Here is a 15,982-nt window from a genome sequence, read left to right on the forward strand (position 1 = left end):
CCTTCGCGAAATATTTCTGTCTGCATACTCAAACCGGTTCTACCGTGGCCCAATAGCGACTGAATCGGCGAATGCGCACGGGCAAGGTGGACGTCAGGTTGTCCAGCACCGTGTCGGTATCGCCCAGATGAAACGCCCCGGAGATACGCAGCGCCGCGACCGCCGGATCACACCCCAGGTGCCCCGGACGATAACGCTGCAACTCCCTGATGAAATCGGCCAGCCGCCAGTCGTTGGCCACCAGCATGCCGCGAGTCCATGCATCGGCCTGTGCATTGGCCTGCTGCACGGACTCGATGCTGTCCTGGCGAAAGCTCACCTGCTGCCCGGCGTCGACCCGCACCACCGGACCTGACAAGCTGAGCGCGCGCACCTCCACGGCATGCTCCTGCACGCTGACAAGCGTGCGCCCCGCTTCACTGCGCACATTGAACCGCGTGCCCAGGGCGCGGATGCTGCCTTCCCCCGTGTGAACAACGAAAGGCCGCGCCAGCGCATCACGGGCCGTTTCAATGAGGATTTCACCCTTGAGCAAACGCACTTCGCGCAGGTTTGCGCTGTAGCGGATGTCCACGGCCGTCGCGGTGTTGAGTTGCAATTGGCTGCCATCGCCCAGGCGTACACGGCGGCGCTCGCCCGTCCCGGTACGCTGATCGGCCATCAGGGTCGGCAGCGCCGTGGTGTTCCAGGCCACTGCACCCGCCCCGCTCGCCATCAGCAAAATCGACAGTACCTTGAGTACGTCCCGGCGTTTGGCCCTGGCGCTGGCCAAGGTCGGCCGGGCCATGCCGGGGGTGATCTGGCCGAGTTTGTCTTGCAGGCGCGCCAGGCGTTCCCAGGCCTGCAGATGCCGTGGATCACGCTCCAGCCAGCGCCGATGGGCCTCGCGGACGGCCTCGTCCGGCGCCTCGTCGCGCAGGTCGACATACCAGCGTGCGGCGGCTTCGAGGGTGGCGTGATCCAACGGTTGCGGGCGCACCATGGCTCAGTCCTCGATCAGCAACAGGCAGTGTGTCAGGGCGCGCACCGCATGCTTTTTCACAGTGGTGACCGAGACTTTCAAGCGCCGGCCGATCTCGACATAGCTGAGACCATCGAGCTGCGCCAGCAGGAAAATCTCGCGGGTGCGCTCACCCAGGCCATCGAGCAACCGGTCGATTTCCATCAGGGTCTCGATCACCAATTCACGGGTTTCCGGCGACACCGCCACCGGTTCAGGGGTGGCGGCCAGGGTTTCCAGCCAGGCCTGCTCCAGCGCCCGACGGCGGAACATGTCGATCATCAGGCTACGGGCAATGGTGCTCAGGTAGGCGCGGGGCTCGCGCAGTTCGAGGGTCTTGCGCTGGGTGAGCACGCGAATGAAGGTGTCCTGGGCCAGGTCCGCCGCATGCTCGACGCAACCGAGGCGTTGGCGCAGCCAGCCGCACAACCAGCGGTGATGGTCCTCGTAAAGCGAATGCACGGCGTGTTGCAACGACAGATCAGCAGAGGACATGGAACGACCCGACACAAGAGTTATTTGATAATGACTCTCATTTTCGTCGAAGCCGATACATTTTGGCAAGACCGTGCGCATTAGTTGGGGCTGGGTGGCTCACATAACGGTGATCGCCCGGTGAAGGGTTCCGGGTGCGTCTCAACGCTGCGGCGCTACCATCCGAAACCGAATATTGATCTCGTTGGACACCATACTGTCCGCCCATTCCCCCTCGCCCACCTTGAAGTCATTGCGATTGAGCGTCAGTTCGCCATCGAAGATACCCACGGCATTCTCCGCCTTCAGCAGCACCGGCACACTCACCTCCCGGGTCAGCCCCCTGAGGCTGAGATTGCCGGTGAACACATAGCGGCTGTCACCGAGATCCTTGACCGCCGTCGACTCAAAGGTCGCCACCGGAAAGTTTTCAGTGTCGAACCACGCGGTCTTTTGCAACTCGACATTGGCATCACTGTCGCCGGCGTCGATGCTCTTCAAGTCAATGGTCATCGCGGCAAGGGCCGCCTCGGGGTTTTGCGTATCGAAAACCAGCTTCGCCTCAAACTTGTTGAAGGTGCCGTAATTTTTCGACCCCATCTGATGGTAGGTAAAACTGATGGTGCTGGCGGTGGTGTTCACCGAGGTGTACTCGACGGCCCCGGCGCACGGCACAAGGCCCAGCGCGAAAACGCCGGCCAAGGCGACGAAATACGGCAATCGAGGATTCATCGAACTCTCCGGGCGGGGCTCCCGTCATGAGTTGAGGCGTTGTACAGCGAGACTGGCCTCAGTGGACTAAAGCAAACATCCGCCGTTCCTTCCACCCCTGGTACAGCATTACGACCATCGCCCATCCTCCCGTGTTGCTGGCTTGCCAGCGATGGTGTCCTCACATCCAACATCCATGGCGACCGGCACTCCGCCATCGCCGGCAAGCCAGCTCCCACACGGGAATGATGGAACGCCGAGTTTGCGCACCAGCATCAGGTCGAGGCGAACCTCCAGGGCCATGGCCACTTCATAAGCCACCGGCACCCCGCCCCGGGGCAAGGCAAGAATGATGACGTCGGGACGACGCGCATAGTGGTGCAAATACTCCACCAGCCGCCGACCGGCTGCAGCGCGGTCCTGCAAAAGGGTCTGTGATGAGGAAATCATTGGTAGGCCTCCCCAGGCGCACGCGCCTGTCGGTTCACCACCCCCAAATTGTCGGTCCGACGCTCACTGGCAGCAAGCGCCCTGGCCGCCTAGATCAACCGCTCAATCTTCTGATGCCGCCAGACCAACCGGTAATACAGCGTCTGCAACAGCAGCATCCCCAGGTACGCCACCGGAAACGCCATCCACACCCCGGGCAGCCCGAACATCGAGTCCAGCAGATAGGCCGCCGGCACCTGCACCCCGACCACACAGACAATCGAAATCGCCACCGGCACCATCACCGTGCCGCTGGCGCGCATGATGCCGCCGATGATCGCCTGGAAGCCGAACACCAAAAGGCTCCAGAGCATGATGTGCAACAGGTGTTCGGCCAGGGTCAGCGTCGACTCTTCGGTGAGGAACGAGGCCAGCAACCACGGCGACAGCAAATACCCCAACAGCACCAGGCTGCCGGTCAGGCACAGGTTGATCATCAAACCCGTGCGCAAAATCGGCCCCATGCGCTCGACCCGCCCTGCCCCGATCGCCTGCGCTCCGAGGATAGACGCAGTGATCGCAATCGACAGCGCCGGAAACTGCACGTAATTGACGATCTGCGTCACCGCCCCGTACGCCGCCGTCGCCTGGGAACCGTGCTGGTTCACCAGCGCCAGAATCACCAGCTCCGACAGCGACAACACCACCATCTGCAAACCCGTCGGCAAACCAATACGCAGCACCTTGCCGAGAATCGCCATGTCCAGCTTCATCGCAGCAAAAAACTCCCGGTCCGGCGCCAGCGGATGGCCCTTGCCGAGCAACCGCCAGGCGAGCAACCCCATCGCCACCAGATTCCCCGCCAACCCGGCGAACGCCGCACTCTGAATCCCCATCGGCGGCAACCCCAGCCACCCGCGAATCAACGCCGGCGTCAGCGCCAGCCCGACACAGGTCGACACCACCAGCGCCAACAACGGCGACAAGGTATCACTGACCCCGCGCAGCAACTGGGTGAACAACACGAACACCAACAGCGAGGGCATGATCCACAACATCACATGGGCATATGCCACCGCATCATCCAGCACATCCGCCGGCGTCCCCAACCCCACCAACGCCGACCGCGCAAACACACTGCCCAACACCGCCGCCAGCAACCCGATCAACAACCCCAGTAACAAGGTCGACCCGGCAATCGCCTTCACCATGTGCATTTCTCGTGCACCCCAGGCCTGCCCGATCAACACCCCGGCGCCAGCGCCGAGGCCGATGACCAGGGCGATGAAGAAAAACACGATGGGGAACATCCCCGACACCGCCGCCAGCGCCTGAGTGCCGAGCATCTGGCCGATGTAGATGCTGTTGACCGTGCCGGACATCGATTGCAGGAAGTTCGACAGCACCATCGGGGCGAGGAAAAACAAGTAGGTTTTCCAGAGCGGGCGTTGGGATTGGCTGGGGGTTTGCATTGACTGGAGGTCCATCTCGACGGCGGGCGGGCTGATGGAGGATAGCTTCGGTGAGATATGAGCGTGGGGCAACATATATGCGCTGGGGTGCCGCATCTTTAATACAGGAGCACAAACTGACCACTTGAATTTTCGAGAATAGTTGTACAGACCATTCATGTGAAAACGTCAATCAGCCGCCTTGAGCCCAATAAAACCAGCGTTTCGCGGATCTCCGACATGTGAAGTCAAACGTAAAGTCGAAGGCATGTTAAATACCTGAGATTTTATCGTTACAGGTCCTGGATAAAACTCGGAACGCCTCACTTCGCCCATTTGTACTGCGACATAAATTTCATGCCTTTTCGGCCACGAAGGAACCGATGCGCCACTACTCTACGCCATAGACAACCGGTCGAATTAATCTAGCCTTAAGTAAGATCACATGGGAGAAAAACGCCATGTCCCTCGCTATCAGAAATCTGTTTGTCTTCGCATCGGCGGGCTTTTTTTGCATTGCAGCATTCGGTCATGGAGAAGCAGGTACCGATCACCCACCGGCCATACTCCCGTTGGAATCCGAGAAGCCGGTAAAACTCATTGCCTTTGCGCCGCTTGCCGAGCCGCTCGCCCGCGGTGTTGTCATCATTCAGTTTCGGACAGAGCACGCCAGGATCATGCCGGTGTTTGGCAAAGCCGCTGGCGACGTTTCACCACGTCTGGGCCACCTCCACGTGACCGTCGATGACTGGAAAGGTACATGGGCGCATTCCAGCGAAGACCCGATTATCCTGGTGGGACTGACTCCCGGAACTCACAGGGTACTATTGGAAGTGGCCGACCCGACCCACCACATTCTCACCAGCACCACAGTGAGTTTCATAGTTCCCGAGAAGAAATCATCGGATGCACCCCAAATGGACGTTGGGCACACGCTAAAACCATGAACGAAAAGCAAAAAGAAAGCGAAAAGGGGACGGATCTATTTTTCCGATAAGGGCGCGTGGATAATCCCTCCGTCCGCCGATTCTGGCGGGTTGGACCGCAAGCCCATGCGGCCATCGTCAGCGTCCTTGGTGAGGCCACAGCGAACGCCGATAACATTCGTGAACGACTCAAGCCGGTTCACGAAGTCAGCCATCTGACGGTCGAGTTTCGACCTGTCTGATTCAGCGCCTCCCCACTATTGTCTCCAAAGGAACCTGTAATGCCTCTAGGGAAACGTGAACTGGCACGAATCGAACGTCGGTTGATAAGCGCGCTCACCGAGGCGTGCGAAACAGCAAAAGGTGAAATCAAAGGCTTTGTTTGGCTCACCCACATCGCTGACCTGAACGCGTTGGCTCAAACCCTGAAGGTAATCTGGGTATTCGAGACCCTGGCTGACAGAAAGCTCGCCCTGGTTGACGCTAAGGCGCGCATCTTTGAGTTGACGGCCATCGCGTTGAATGAGGCCAACATCGACCTGATCCCTTCAGGCCACAGTGTCCTCTTCGACTCTGAGGAGGAGTGTCAGCGAATTCACGGAGGCGACTGGAAAACCCGCCTGACTCAATCGCGCGTGGCCAAAGGTGCCTGACAATGGCTAAAGAAATCGAGAATCCCTGCATCTCAGTTTGCCAGCTCAGTGGTGAGCTATGTGTGAGCTGCGGGCGAAGCAAGGAAGACATCAGAAAATGGAAACGCATGAAGCGGCCTGAAAAAATGGCCGCTGTGCAAAGGGCGAATGTGCGCTTGAAAGGGCTGAAGAAAGCACAGGGATAGTCACTTGCTCAGGATGAAGCCATCACTCAATAACCGGCGAAGTCTCGACCGAACCCTCATTGGCGGTGTATGAGCCGGGCCAGGCTTCGACAACAGGAAGAACCTCAGCGGGCTTGGGCAGCTCAATTCGTTTAACGCAATCAATTGTCCATTGAATGCATCAAGGGCGTGAATCGCCGGATTCCAGAGTGCGATGCCCAATCCTGAGCGGGCGGCTTCGATTGCCTGGGCGTAGTCACCCATCACCCTGTCGATAGGCTTCGAAGTCAGGCGTTTGCCGTGATGGCTCATCCACGCTCGCCACAGTGTCGTGTCGCCGGTGTGTAGTAGCGCAGTGTCCTGTATCAAGGACAACGGCTGTTCGTTCATGGCGAGTACTTCGGGTGACGCCACGGGGCAAAGCGACTCCTCGAACAGTGGCTCCTCGTCTCCGTCATTCCATTGTCCACGCCCATATCTGATGGCCAGATCTACCTCGCCTGAGGAAAGGCTGGCATTGAGCGCTGAGGTGACCAGTTCAATACGTAAATCCTTAGTCGTACCTTCCAGTTCGGACAGGCGCGGGATCAACCAGAAACGTGCGAAGGATGACGTAGTGGCCAATTTGACAATGGGCAAGATTTGGCCGACGGGCCGGAGCTGTCGCGCTTGTTTCAGTTGTTCGAAGGCATGAGCGACTTTGGCCAGCGCGATTTGTCCCGTTGCCGTAACGGTGACACCGCGCGCATGGCGGTCGAACAAGGAACATTGAAACCATTTTTCAGCCATTTCCACACGTCGGCTGATGGTCGCATGGGTAACTTCCAGTTCCGCTGCCGCAGCACTGAAGGAGCCGATTCTAGCGGCGGTAATGGCAGCTTGCAGGGCTTCGAAGGGAGGGAAGATATCGTCTGAGCTGTACGTCATATGCACAGCTTATGGATAAGCAGTGCTATAGGTCAACAGCTTAGAGTTTTCTATGCTGCGCTGCCTTGTTCATTGAGAAAGCAGCATGTCGTGTTTGAAAGCGCTCATTTCGCCATTGGTAATCATCGCAACAGTGGCAGGGCTTTGTGCGGGTAATTATTGTTATGCCGCCTCCAGCTTAGAAAGGCCAATCGTACGAGGTTACGAAGGGAATGGAGGCGTCTCCGTTGAACTGGTCATGTCTGGCTCACCTGGAAAAGAGTGGGCATTGCTCAGGATTCGAGGAACGGAAACGGAAACGGAAGTGGGGGCGGTGGTACATCAAGCAAGCGTTCAGCGCTCACCGGTTTCGACATCCTTTGTAGAAAGTATCAACGGGGTTTCACGGACAATTTTTGAGGTGCGGATGCATCAGGGTTTTCTTCCGCGTCAAGAGCAGAAGCCTTATGTGCTGGGAGAAAGCGCCCGCTTGGAGAGACTGAGTAATATCGGCCTGGAGCTACAAAGGTTTGGAACTGAGGAATTGGCCGCTCATCAAGCTTGGACACAGACCGCGCCATCCGAAAATTTGACCGTAAACCGTCCTTGATTGAACGGCTCCTCTTGGCCGATAGCGGAGTCTCCCCACCTCTCGCGGTCGATTTAATACTTAGGTCAGCTGTCGTACTCCCAGGCCAAGAATCAGACCACCGCACAGGCGATCAATCACTTTCCGAGCCTTCTGATATGCCGAGGAAATCCTTGGTTGTGACAAAGCCACCGCAACCAGTCCATACCAGGTCAGCGAAACGACCACCACAACCGCCAGCATTGAGACGAAGGTGCTGACCGAGGGGTGGGCGGGGGCTGCTGCTGAAAAGACGGCGGCGTAGAAGGCCATGGATTTAGGATTGCCGATGTTGGTGACGACACCCTGAAAGAAAGATTTCCGGACGCTGCCAACCGTGCCCTCACAAGGCCGTAAGGCGGGATGCTTGCCTGCTTTAACGATCAGGCGTACGCCAAACCACATCAGGTACGCCGCACCCATTATCTTCATAACCAGTGCTGCCCATGGGAAGGCTGCAAACACAAGGCCCAGGCCTGTGATCGCACAGCCAGACCAGAGCAGGTTCACGGTCACTATACCGGCGACTAACGCCAACGCCTCGGCACGTGTTGCGGCTACTGCCTTGTGAACAACGGCGACGAAGTTCGGCCCCGGAATCACTACGCCCGCCAGATAAACCCAGAAAACAGTGAGCACCGCGGTACTGTCGAACATTTCGATCCCTCTTAGCGCTGATCGGTACCAGCGTCTGGTTGAAGATTTCATCACGTTTTTCGCCGCCAGAGCATCCATGCTAGCGAGCGAAGGGGCGGACAGTCAGACACAGATCCAACAATAAACTCCGATACAGTGATCTTTTAAGCTAAGTAAACCCTGCCCGGCGATGAGGTGGTCAGGGATCGGGATGGTAATCATCGGGTGCTTCTGGAAGTGGCAGACCCGACTCACCACATCCTCACCAGCACGACAGTGAGTTTCGTTGTTCCCGAGAAGAAACCATCGGACGTGCCCTCAATGGACGATGGACACACGCTAAAACCCTGAACAAGTTCGATCCGCAAGACGCCCCTGAACCAGAGGTCATCACAGCACGCTAGGCACCTCAAACCCGACTTTCACACGGTCCAGTGCCACGATTGTCTTGAACCAGGTCACGTTGGGGTTTTCGGCAAACAATCGCCGCGCCAACGCCTGGTATTCGTTCATGCTGGCAACGGTTAACACCAGGACGAAATCCACTTCGCCAGTGACGTAATAGCACTGCTGCACTTCGGGCACAGCGAAGTGTGCCTTCATCGCCTCCAGTTCCTTGATACTGGTGCGCTCGGTCATCACTTCCACAATGATCGTGATCGGCCGTCCCACGGCGGTGGGATCCACGATGGCTACGTTGCCTGTGATGACACCACCCTCCTCCATCCGCTTGATGCGGCGCTGCACGGCGGCCGTGGAGAGATTGACCTGCTCGGCCATCAGGCGCAGAGGCATGGTGTTGTCGCGCTGTACGAGTTCCAGGATGGCGCGGTCGAATTTGTCCAGCGATTCAGGTGCAGCGTCGTTTTTTGCCATGGTGAACCCGTGAGAAATTTTCTCGAAAACTAGCAGAAAACTGCGGCCCTTTATCTAGCCGAGAGAAATATTATCTTGCCAGCAGGCTGCAGACGCAGCCCTGGTTGGATACTCACACAGGATGATATCGGTATGCTCGCACTGTTCCATCTTTCCCCTGTCCTGTTGGTTACAGCCATGCTCGTCGTGCTACGTCGGCCACCCGTTCACGCCGCCATTGCAGGCACGCTATTGGTGGTGGTGCTCTGGCTCGCCGGCGCCGCCGATGCGTGGCGCCCGGACAGTATGGTGGCCGCCGCTCAGGACACGGCCGTGCTGTTTGCAAGCACGGCGTTCGTGATCGTTCCAGGTTTGCTCTTCGTGATTTTTATCGAGCGCATGGGCGTCAACCTGGCGCTGAGCCAATGGGTGCAATCATTGGGGCTCAGACGTGGCGACCAGGTAGCGTTCATCGTCCTTGGACTGGCACCGTTGCTCGAAGCGATGACCGGCTTCGGCGTGTCGTTGATCGCTACGGTACCGCTGCTGCTCAGTCTCTTCGAACGTCGGGTCGCGCTACGAATAGCACTGACTGGCATGGCAATCATGCCATGGGGAACACTGGGATTGGCAACGGTCATTGGTGCTTCGCTGGTACACCTGGACGCATCCGCGCTGGCTTCGACCTCGGCGCTGACCAGCGCCCCGGTTTTTCTGGTGCTCAGTGCCATCGCGTTATACCTGGCAGGCGTTCGTGACTCCCGGGAATGGACGGCACTGGGCTCTTTCTGGCTAGTGTTTGTGGGCGTGCTTTACAGTGTCAGCCGATGGCTGGGGCCGGAAGTGGCCGGTGTTGCTGCGGGCCTGGTGACCGCAGCGGCTGTACTTTCTGCCGGGCTTTGGCGTCTGCATCGCAACGATAGTGAGCGCAGTGCAGTGCAATGGCCGCGTCAGGCATGGCCGTATCTGGTGCTGATTGTCTGCATTGTCGCGTTGAAGATCGTCTGGACGATCACCTCCTGGCAGGATCACTGGGTCGTACAGGGCACCCAGGTCACCTGGAAGCCACTCGCCTCACCGGGCCTGGCGCTGGTTCTGGTGCTGATCGGGTTGGGGTTTCACGCGCGCAACACACAACGCCAGACAGCGCTTGAGGTCAGCATGCCGGTTGCGTTGATGGCACGGGCGAAGCGACCACTGTTGACCATTTTCTTCTTTCTCGCGATGTCGCAGATGATGGTCAAGGCCGGCTTCCTGACGGGTTTGATGCAAATGCTCGCAGGCCTGTCGCCCGCTGCCGCGACGTCGCTGGTTGCCGTGTTTGGCGCGCTGTCCGGCTACATGACCGGGTCGAATGTTGGCGGCAACGCGATCTTCATGCCGGCCATCGCGATGCTGCCCGAGTCCTCCCGCCTGTTGCTGGCAGCCGTCCAGAACAGCTCCGCAGGGCATGCCGCGCTGGGCTCGCTGTCGGTTGTCATGCTGATCCTTGGCCTCGCTAAAACCCAGGCCAGGGAGGAAGGCGAACTGGTCAGGTTCGGCTTCGCGCTGGTCTGCATCAATACGGCGTTGGTCGCGTTGGGCGCAGGGTTGTTGAGTGTGTGGTTTGCATAGCACTCGAACAGCATCTGGCCCACCGGCCAGGCTGAGAGTAATAGTGGCGGTCATGCGGTGGTCTCTAGATTAGTAAGATGGGTTTGAGCCAGCGGTGGGCGACCTCAATCTGGTGCGCGAAAGCCTGAACGATGGGGTGCTTGTCGCACCGTTCGATATCGAACTCAATCTAGGGGAGCCGTATGAACTGGGATGATGCACGGGTGTTTCTGGCGGTGTGTCGAGAGTCGACGCTTCGAGGTGCCGCGCGGGTGCTGTGTGTCGATCAGGCGACAGTGGGCCGGCGGATCACTGCGCTGGAGAAGTCCCTGAGTGCCAAGCTGTTTCTGCGCACCTCCGAGGGCTATGCATTGACGGCTGTCGGCGAAGCGGCGTTGCAGGCAGTGGAAAAAATGGAACATTCAGCGCTCGAACTCGAGCGCCGGATTCAAGGACTCGACGATCGACTGACCGGACTCGTCAGGGTCAGCACAACAGACTCTCTGGCCATCGACTTCCTGATCCCGGCGATTGCTCGCTTGCATCAACGGCACCCTGACGTGCGCGTGCAACTGGACGCCTCGACGCAGATTCTCAGCCTGTCCAAACGCGAGGCCGACATCGCCGTGCGCAATACCCGGCCGGACAACCCGGACCTGATCGCCCGACGGCTCGCCCGCTGGCCGGTAGGTCTTTTCGCGTCTCAAAGGTATGTCGATACACACGGCATCCCGGAGCCGGGCTCGGCGTTCGAGGGGCACGATCTGGTGGTATACCAGCCCTATCTGCAAGGCAACAAAGACATGACGCTGGTGTCGGAGCCGATAACTCGCGGGCGGATCGTGTCGAGCCTGAGCTCCGGCCTGCTGGTGCGCCGATCCATCGCTGCCGGGATAGGCTTAGGGGAAATTCCGGTGTACATGGGGGAAAGAGACGGGCTGGTCAGGCTGTGGCCGGAGCGCACACGACCGGAACCCTATGGTGTGTGGCTGGTGACTCACGCAGACCTGCGGCACACCGCCAGAGTCCGCGTCATGATCGATGAAATTGTCTCGGCGTTTTCAGGTGCAGATGGGTGATGCCTGGCCGTCAATATTTGCAGCAATTGCACCGATCGGGTTGCCAGCTACAAAATCCCGGGCGGTTCATCCAGAGGTTAAAAAAACGCCCCACTCAGGGTAATGCTGTTCACTTACGGCGATTTTCAGGCAATTGAAAACCGTGGCGAGGGGGCTTGCCCCCGTTGGGCTGCGAAGCAGTCGCAAAACCATTGCACGTGGTTTACCTGATACGCCCCGATGGTAGGTTTTGGGGCCGCTTCGCAGCCCAACGGGGGCAAGCCCCCTCGCCACAGATTTTGTACTTGCCTGATGATCGTGTTAAGTGAACAGCATTAACCACTCAGGGGGCGTTATTACGAACCTTCACTCAGGTTTTGACACCGTCATTCAAACCGCAGCCAGTTTGAGCGTGACTTCAACACCCAGGATCAGTGGCCTTCGGAAGCGTTGAACATGGTTTTGGCGTAGATCAGCCCCAAACCATAAGCGCCGCCATTTTCAATGGAGGTTTTCACCATGGCGTCGCAGGTTTCGGTACGGGCCCAGTCACGTTGCAACTCAAGCAGATATTGCAGGGATGTCATCGGGCGTGCGCCAAGTTGTACCATGCGCTGAATGGCCATCTCATGAGCCTCGACCGATACGTCACCACAAGCGTCAGCGATGAAATACACCTCGAAACCTTGATCCAGGGCAGAGAGCGCCGGGCCAACAATACAGACCGATGTCCATAGACCGGCCAGCACAATCTTGTGCCTTGCCGTGACGATTCACCTCTACGGCAATACGCGGATCTTCCCAGGTGTTCATGCTGGTGCGGTCAATGACGTGCTGATCGGGAAAAACCGACTTGATTTCGTCGAAGACAGGCCCGGAAAAGCTCTTCTCTGCGACCGTCATCAAGATGGTCGCAACCTCAAACTCCTTGGCTGCTTTGGCAACCAGCGCTGCATTGTTGCGCAGCCTCGTCGCGTCGATGGATTTGGTGGCGAAGGACATTTTGTGACTGGTGATCGATCATGATGAGGGTGTGATCGACAGGTTTCAGTAGAGTCTTGCCGGGTACTGCAGATGCGGTAGGCATGGTTATCGCTCCATTGTGGCTGGGAAACTACCCATTCACTTTGAGGTGTTCGACTTTGCCAGGCTTGCATCCTTGTCCTGTGTCTTGGGTGAGGTCAGATCAATGAGAAGCCTGCCGCAAGGCAGGCTTCATTCTGGCGGCTCAGTTCAGGTGTGTTTTGAGCTCCAGCGCTGCCTGACGCACCGCAGCCTTGACCTCGGGAATCGAGCTCAGCGGATTGAGCAAGCCGAAATCATGGATCATGCCGTTGTAGCGTACCGCGGTCACCGGCACGCCTGCCGCATCCAGATGGCGGGCATATTCTTCGCCTTCATCACGCAACACGTCGAACTCGGCTGTTTGCACCAAGGCTGCCGGCAGCCCTTTGAGTTGGTCGGCGCTGGCGTTAAGCGGCGAGGCGTGGATCTGTGCGCGCTCGGCCGGGTTGGTGGTGTAGTTGTCCCAGAACCACTGCATCATGCCCTTCGTCAGGAAGTGGCCCTCGGCAAATTGCTGGTATGAGCCATTGTCGAACCCGGCATTGGTCACCGGCCACATCAGTAACTGAAAACGCAGGGCCGGGGCTTTCTGTTCCTTGGCCATCAACGCCACGACCGCCGCCATGTTACCGCCGACGCTATTGCCGGCGACCGCCAGCCGCTTACCGTCGACGCCGATCTCCTTGCCATGCTCGGCCACCCAGCGGGTCGCGCCATAGGCCTGGTTGATCGCTGTCGGGTACTGCGCTTCCGGAGACGGCGTGTAATCGACATACACCGCGACGGCGCCGGAGCCCACTACCAGGTCGCGAATCAAGCGTTGGTGAGTCGGGAAGTCGCCCAGGACCCAGCCGCCGCCGTGGAAAAACATGAACGCTGGTAACTCACCCTTGACCTTGGCCGGGCGGACGATTTTCAGGTTGATGTTTTGCCCACCAACCTGGATTGAGCGGTCGCTGACTTCGACGCCGGACAGATCAACCTTCACCGACGCCTGGGCACCTGTCAGCACCGCACGGGCGTCCTTCGGGCTCAGTTGCTCCAGCGGTTTTCCGCCGCCGGCTGCCAGGGCTTCAAGGAAGGCCTGGGTGTTGTGCTCTACGCCCGCACTGCCTGCGGCAAAAGCATTGCCTACGCAAAGAGCCAGGAGAGTGGTGGCCAGCGTTTTCTGGATGAGGTCCATGGGTAATCCCTTTTTTCGTTTTGGTTTGAGTTTGAATGTCAAAAGGTCAGCAAGCAGTTCAGCTTCGGTCGACGCTTTTATTGATCAGAAAGCAAAACAGGAACAGCCGAAGGCGCCCCAGAAACCGGCAAAATCACTGACCGGCGCATTCGACAAACGCGCCCGCTCATGGCTGTGGGAGTGCACGGCGCACGGCCCGCTGCACTGGTGAACCTGCGCCTGTAACGGTGAGTTCGGCCGCCAGTGACCGGGGACTTTCACCACTGGCGACCAGTCCGGCAGTACCGGCACACTGGCCGGTCCGAGTTTTGCGAAATCACCGGCGGCGTACACGACCTTGCCGTCAACCACGGTCAGCACCGACTCGATCCACTTGATGGCTTCTTCTTCGACACTGAAAAAATCCGCGCTCAAGGCCGCGATATCGGCCATTTGCCCGACCTTGATCTGGCCTTTCCTACCCTGCTCCGAGGAGAACCAGGCGCTGCCATGGGTAAAGAGTTCCAGCGCGGTTTGTCGAGGCAGGCCTTCGGCATGCAGCTCCATGCCGCCGACAGTCTTGCCACTGACCATCCAATAAAGGGATGTCCAAGGGTTGTAGCTCGATACCCGGGTAGCGTCGGTACCGGCGCCCACCGGCACGCCTTCGGCCAGCATGCGTTTGATCGGCGGGGTCTGTTCGGCGGCCTTGGCGCCGTAGCGGTCGACGAAGTACTCGCCCTGAAACGCCATGCGATCCTGAATCGCAATACCGCCACCGAGAGCACGCACCCGCTCGATATTTTTCGCACTGATGGTTTCGGCGTGGTCGAAAAACCAAGGCAGGCCATTGAACGCAATGTCACGATTGACCTTCTCGAACACGTCGAGCATGCGCGAAATCGATTCGTCATAGGTGGCGTGCAAGCGGAACGGCCAACGCTGTTCCACCAGATGGCGCACCACTGGTTCCAGCTCCTGCTCCATGGTTTGCGGCAGGTCCGGACGTGGTTCAAGGAAGTCCTCGAAGTCGGCGGCGGAGAACACCAGCATTTCCCCGGCGCCGTTGTGCCGCAGGAAGTCGTCACCCTGGTGCAGCTTGACGCTGCCGGTCCAGTTCTTGAAGTCGGTGAGTTCCTCTTTGGGTTTCTGGGTGAACAGGTTATAGGCGATGCGCACAGTCAGCTGACCATCCCTGGCTAACTGCTCGATCACCTGATAGTCATCCGGATAATTCTGATAACCGCCGCCGGCATCGATGGCGCTGGTCAAACCCAGGCGATTGAGCTCGCGCATGAACTGGCGTGTCGAGTTGACCTGATATTCCAGGGGTAGCTTGGGCCCCTTGGCCAGGGTCGAATACAGAATCATCGCATTGGGCCGCGCCACCAACATGCCGGTAGGTTCGCCGTTGCTGTCGCGTACGATCTCGCCACCCGGCGGGTTCGGCGTGTTTCGGGTGTAGCCGGCGACGCGCAGGGCTGCACGATTGAGCAGCGCCCGGTCGTAAAGGTGCAAGACGAACACCGGTGTATCGGGCGCCGCCTGGTTGAGTTCTTCCAGGGTCGGCATACGTTTTTCGGCAAACTGGAATTCATTCCAGCCACCCACCACTCGCACCCATTGCGGTGTCGGTGTGCGGTCGGCCTGGTCCTTGAGCATACGCAACGCATCAGCCAGCGACGGTACCCCTTCCCAACGCAGTTCCAGGTTGTAGTTCAAGCCGCCCCGGATCAGGTGCAGGTGGGAGTCATTGAGGCCTGGAATGACCGTGCGTCCCTTCAAATCGATGACCTGGGTGCCACTGCCCCGCAGCGCCATGACCTCGGCATCGGTTCCAACCGCGACAAAGCGCCCTTGGCTGATGGCTACCGCACTGGCCCGGGGTTTCTCACGGTCGACGGTATGGAATTGACCATTGAATAGAATCAGCTCGGCGCTCATCGAATATCCTTCTGCAGGGGAAGAGGCGAAATTCAGTCGCGGCCAGAAGGCCACCGCCGCGCTGAGCAAGGACCCGGCAGCGAGCAATTGTCGGCGCAGCGGATCCGTCGGGTCGTTGTCATTGGTCATGGAGAGGCTCCAGGCGTTCGTGGGCGACGCAGGCTTGCCACACAATTGGAAAGATCACCGACGTCGAAGTCGACGCCGGGATTCAATTGTGCCGATGCGGTGGCGGGGAAAATTGACTGTATGTGCTCTCGTTGCGAGAGCACCAGGATCTGCGGAACGCGCTTTCTTTTACATCCGGGCGCAGGTGAGTTTGAAGGT

The 15,982-nt window shown here is 58.8% G+C and carries 15 protein-coding genes and 4 pseudogenes; 8 read left to right on the forward strand and 11 right to left on the reverse strand.

Translation table 11 applies throughout. The features are described from left to right. Positions 1–28: 28 nt before the first annotated feature. From KW839_RS02995 to KW839_RS03015, 5 genes and pseudogenes are all read right to left on the reverse strand, one after another. Positions 29–982, reverse strand: coding sequence for a FecR domain-containing protein (locus tag KW839_RS02995; protein ID WP_218423359.1), 954 nt, complete (start codon positions 980–982; stop codon positions 29–31). Positions 983–985: 3 nt separating this feature from the next. After that, a complete protein-coding gene (locus KW839_RS03000) occupies positions 986–1,495 on the reverse strand; it encodes a sigma-70 family RNA polymerase sigma factor (protein ID WP_060543771.1) in 510 nt (169 codons plus the stop codon). 141 nt (positions 1,496–1,636) lie between these two features. Continuing rightward, positions 1,637–2,206: a YceI family protein gene (locus KW839_RS03005; RefSeq protein ID WP_060543772.1), complete on the reverse strand. Its 570-nt coding sequence runs from the start codon at positions 2,204–2,206 to the stop codon at positions 1,637–1,639. A 225-nt stretch (positions 2,207–2,431) separates the two neighbouring features. Then, positions 2,432–2,635 (reverse strand): annotated as a pseudogene (locus KW839_RS03010) (phosphoribosyltransferase); the annotation flags it as partial. Positions 2,636–2,724: 89 nt separating this feature from the next. Beyond that, positions 2,725–4,086: an MATE family efflux transporter gene (locus tag KW839_RS03015; RefSeq protein WP_060543774.1), complete on the reverse strand. Its 1,362-nt coding sequence runs from the start codon at positions 4,084–4,086 to the stop codon at positions 2,725–2,727. 440 nt (positions 4,087–4,526) lie between these two features. On the opposite strand from KW839_RS03015, the gene KW839_RS03020 reads away from it, so the two are divergent. The 4 genes and pseudogenes from KW839_RS03020 (at position 4,527) to KW839_RS03030 (ending at position 5,829) form a co-directional block, all read left to right on the forward strand. After that, complete coding sequence (locus KW839_RS03020; protein WP_218423360.1) at positions 4,527–5,012, forward strand: DUF6130 family protein; 486 nt, start codon at positions 4,527–4,529, stop codon at positions 5,010–5,012. Between the two features lie 83 nt (positions 5,013–5,095). Next, positions 5,096–5,233 (forward strand): annotated as a pseudogene (locus tag KW839_RS27515) (cation transporter); the annotation flags it as partial. Positions 5,234–5,272: 39 nt separating this feature from the next. Beyond that, a complete protein-coding gene (locus tag KW839_RS03025; protein WP_218423361.1) occupies positions 5,273–5,644 on the forward strand; it encodes a hypothetical protein in 372 nt (123 codons plus the stop codon). Positions 5,645–5,646: 2 nt separating this feature from the next. After that, positions 5,647–5,829 (forward strand): DUF1289 domain-containing protein, encoded by a 183-nt coding sequence (locus KW839_RS03030; RefSeq protein ID WP_218423362.1) that lies wholly within the window; start codon positions 5,647–5,649, stop codon positions 5,827–5,829. On the opposite strand, the gene KW839_RS03035 is transcribed toward KW839_RS03030, so the two are convergent. Next, the gene (locus tag KW839_RS03035) at positions 5,830–6,735 is read right to left on the reverse strand and encodes a LysR substrate-binding domain-containing protein (RefSeq protein WP_218423363.1); all 906 of its coding nucleotides are present in this window, start codon (positions 6,733–6,735) and stop codon (positions 5,830–5,832) included. 85 nt (positions 6,736–6,820) lie between these two features. Here KW839_RS03035 and KW839_RS03040 point away from each other — a divergent pair, with 85 nt between their 5' ends. After that, the gene (locus KW839_RS03040) at positions 6,821–7,324 is read left to right on the forward strand and encodes a hypothetical protein (protein WP_218423364.1); all 504 of its coding nucleotides are present in this window, start codon (positions 6,821–6,823) and stop codon (positions 7,322–7,324) included. Between the two features lie 60 nt (positions 7,325–7,384). Here KW839_RS03040 and KW839_RS03045 read toward each other — a convergent pair whose 3' ends face one another. Beyond that, entirely contained in the window at positions 7,385–7,999 is a 615-nt protein-coding gene (locus KW839_RS03045) for a LysE family translocator (protein ID WP_060543778.1), read from the reverse strand. A gap of 192 nt (positions 8,000–8,191) precedes the next feature. Here KW839_RS03045 and KW839_RS27520 point away from each other — a divergent pair. Continuing rightward, positions 8,192–8,329 (forward strand): annotated as a pseudogene (locus KW839_RS27520) (DUF6130 family protein); the annotation flags it as partial. 39 nt (positions 8,330–8,368) lie between these two features. Here KW839_RS27520 and KW839_RS03050 read toward each other — a convergent pair. Then, entirely contained in the window at positions 8,369–8,854 is a 486-nt protein-coding gene (locus KW839_RS03050; RefSeq protein WP_060543779.1) for an Lrp/AsnC family transcriptional regulator, read from the reverse strand. 132 nt (positions 8,855–8,986) lie between these two features. On the opposite strand from KW839_RS03050, the gene KW839_RS03055 reads away from it, so the two are divergent. Then, a complete protein-coding gene (locus KW839_RS03055; protein ID WP_218423365.1) occupies positions 8,987–10,447 on the forward strand; it encodes an L-lactate permease in 1,461 nt (486 codons plus the stop codon). Positions 10,448–10,629: 182 nt separating this feature from the next. Next, positions 10,630–11,505: a LysR family transcriptional regulator gene (locus KW839_RS03060; RefSeq protein WP_218423366.1), complete on the forward strand. Its 876-nt coding sequence runs from the start codon at positions 10,630–10,632 to the stop codon at positions 11,503–11,505. Between the two features lie 410 nt (positions 11,506–11,915). Here KW839_RS03060 and KW839_RS03065 read toward each other — a convergent pair. The 3 genes and pseudogenes from KW839_RS03065 to KW839_RS03075 form a co-directional block, all read right to left on the reverse strand. After that, positions 11,916–12,571 (reverse strand): annotated as a pseudogene (locus tag KW839_RS03065) (hydrolase). Positions 12,572–12,712: 141 nt separating this feature from the next. Next, the gene (locus KW839_RS03070) at positions 12,713–13,732 is read right to left on the reverse strand and encodes an alpha/beta hydrolase (protein ID WP_218423367.1); all 1,020 of its coding nucleotides are present in this window, start codon (positions 13,730–13,732) and stop codon (positions 12,713–12,715) included. A gap of 84 nt (positions 13,733–13,816) precedes the next feature. Further along, positions 13,817–15,655, reverse strand: a complete 1,839-nt coding sequence (locus KW839_RS03075) for an amidohydrolase (protein WP_218423411.1) — start codon at positions 15,653–15,655, stop codon at positions 13,817–13,819. Positions 15,656–15,982 lie beyond the last annotated feature (327 nt).

Source organism: Pseudomonas sp. PDM31 (assembly GCF_019218965.1).
GTDB lineage: Bacteria > Pseudomonadota > Gammaproteobacteria > Pseudomonadales > Pseudomonadaceae > Aquipseudomonas.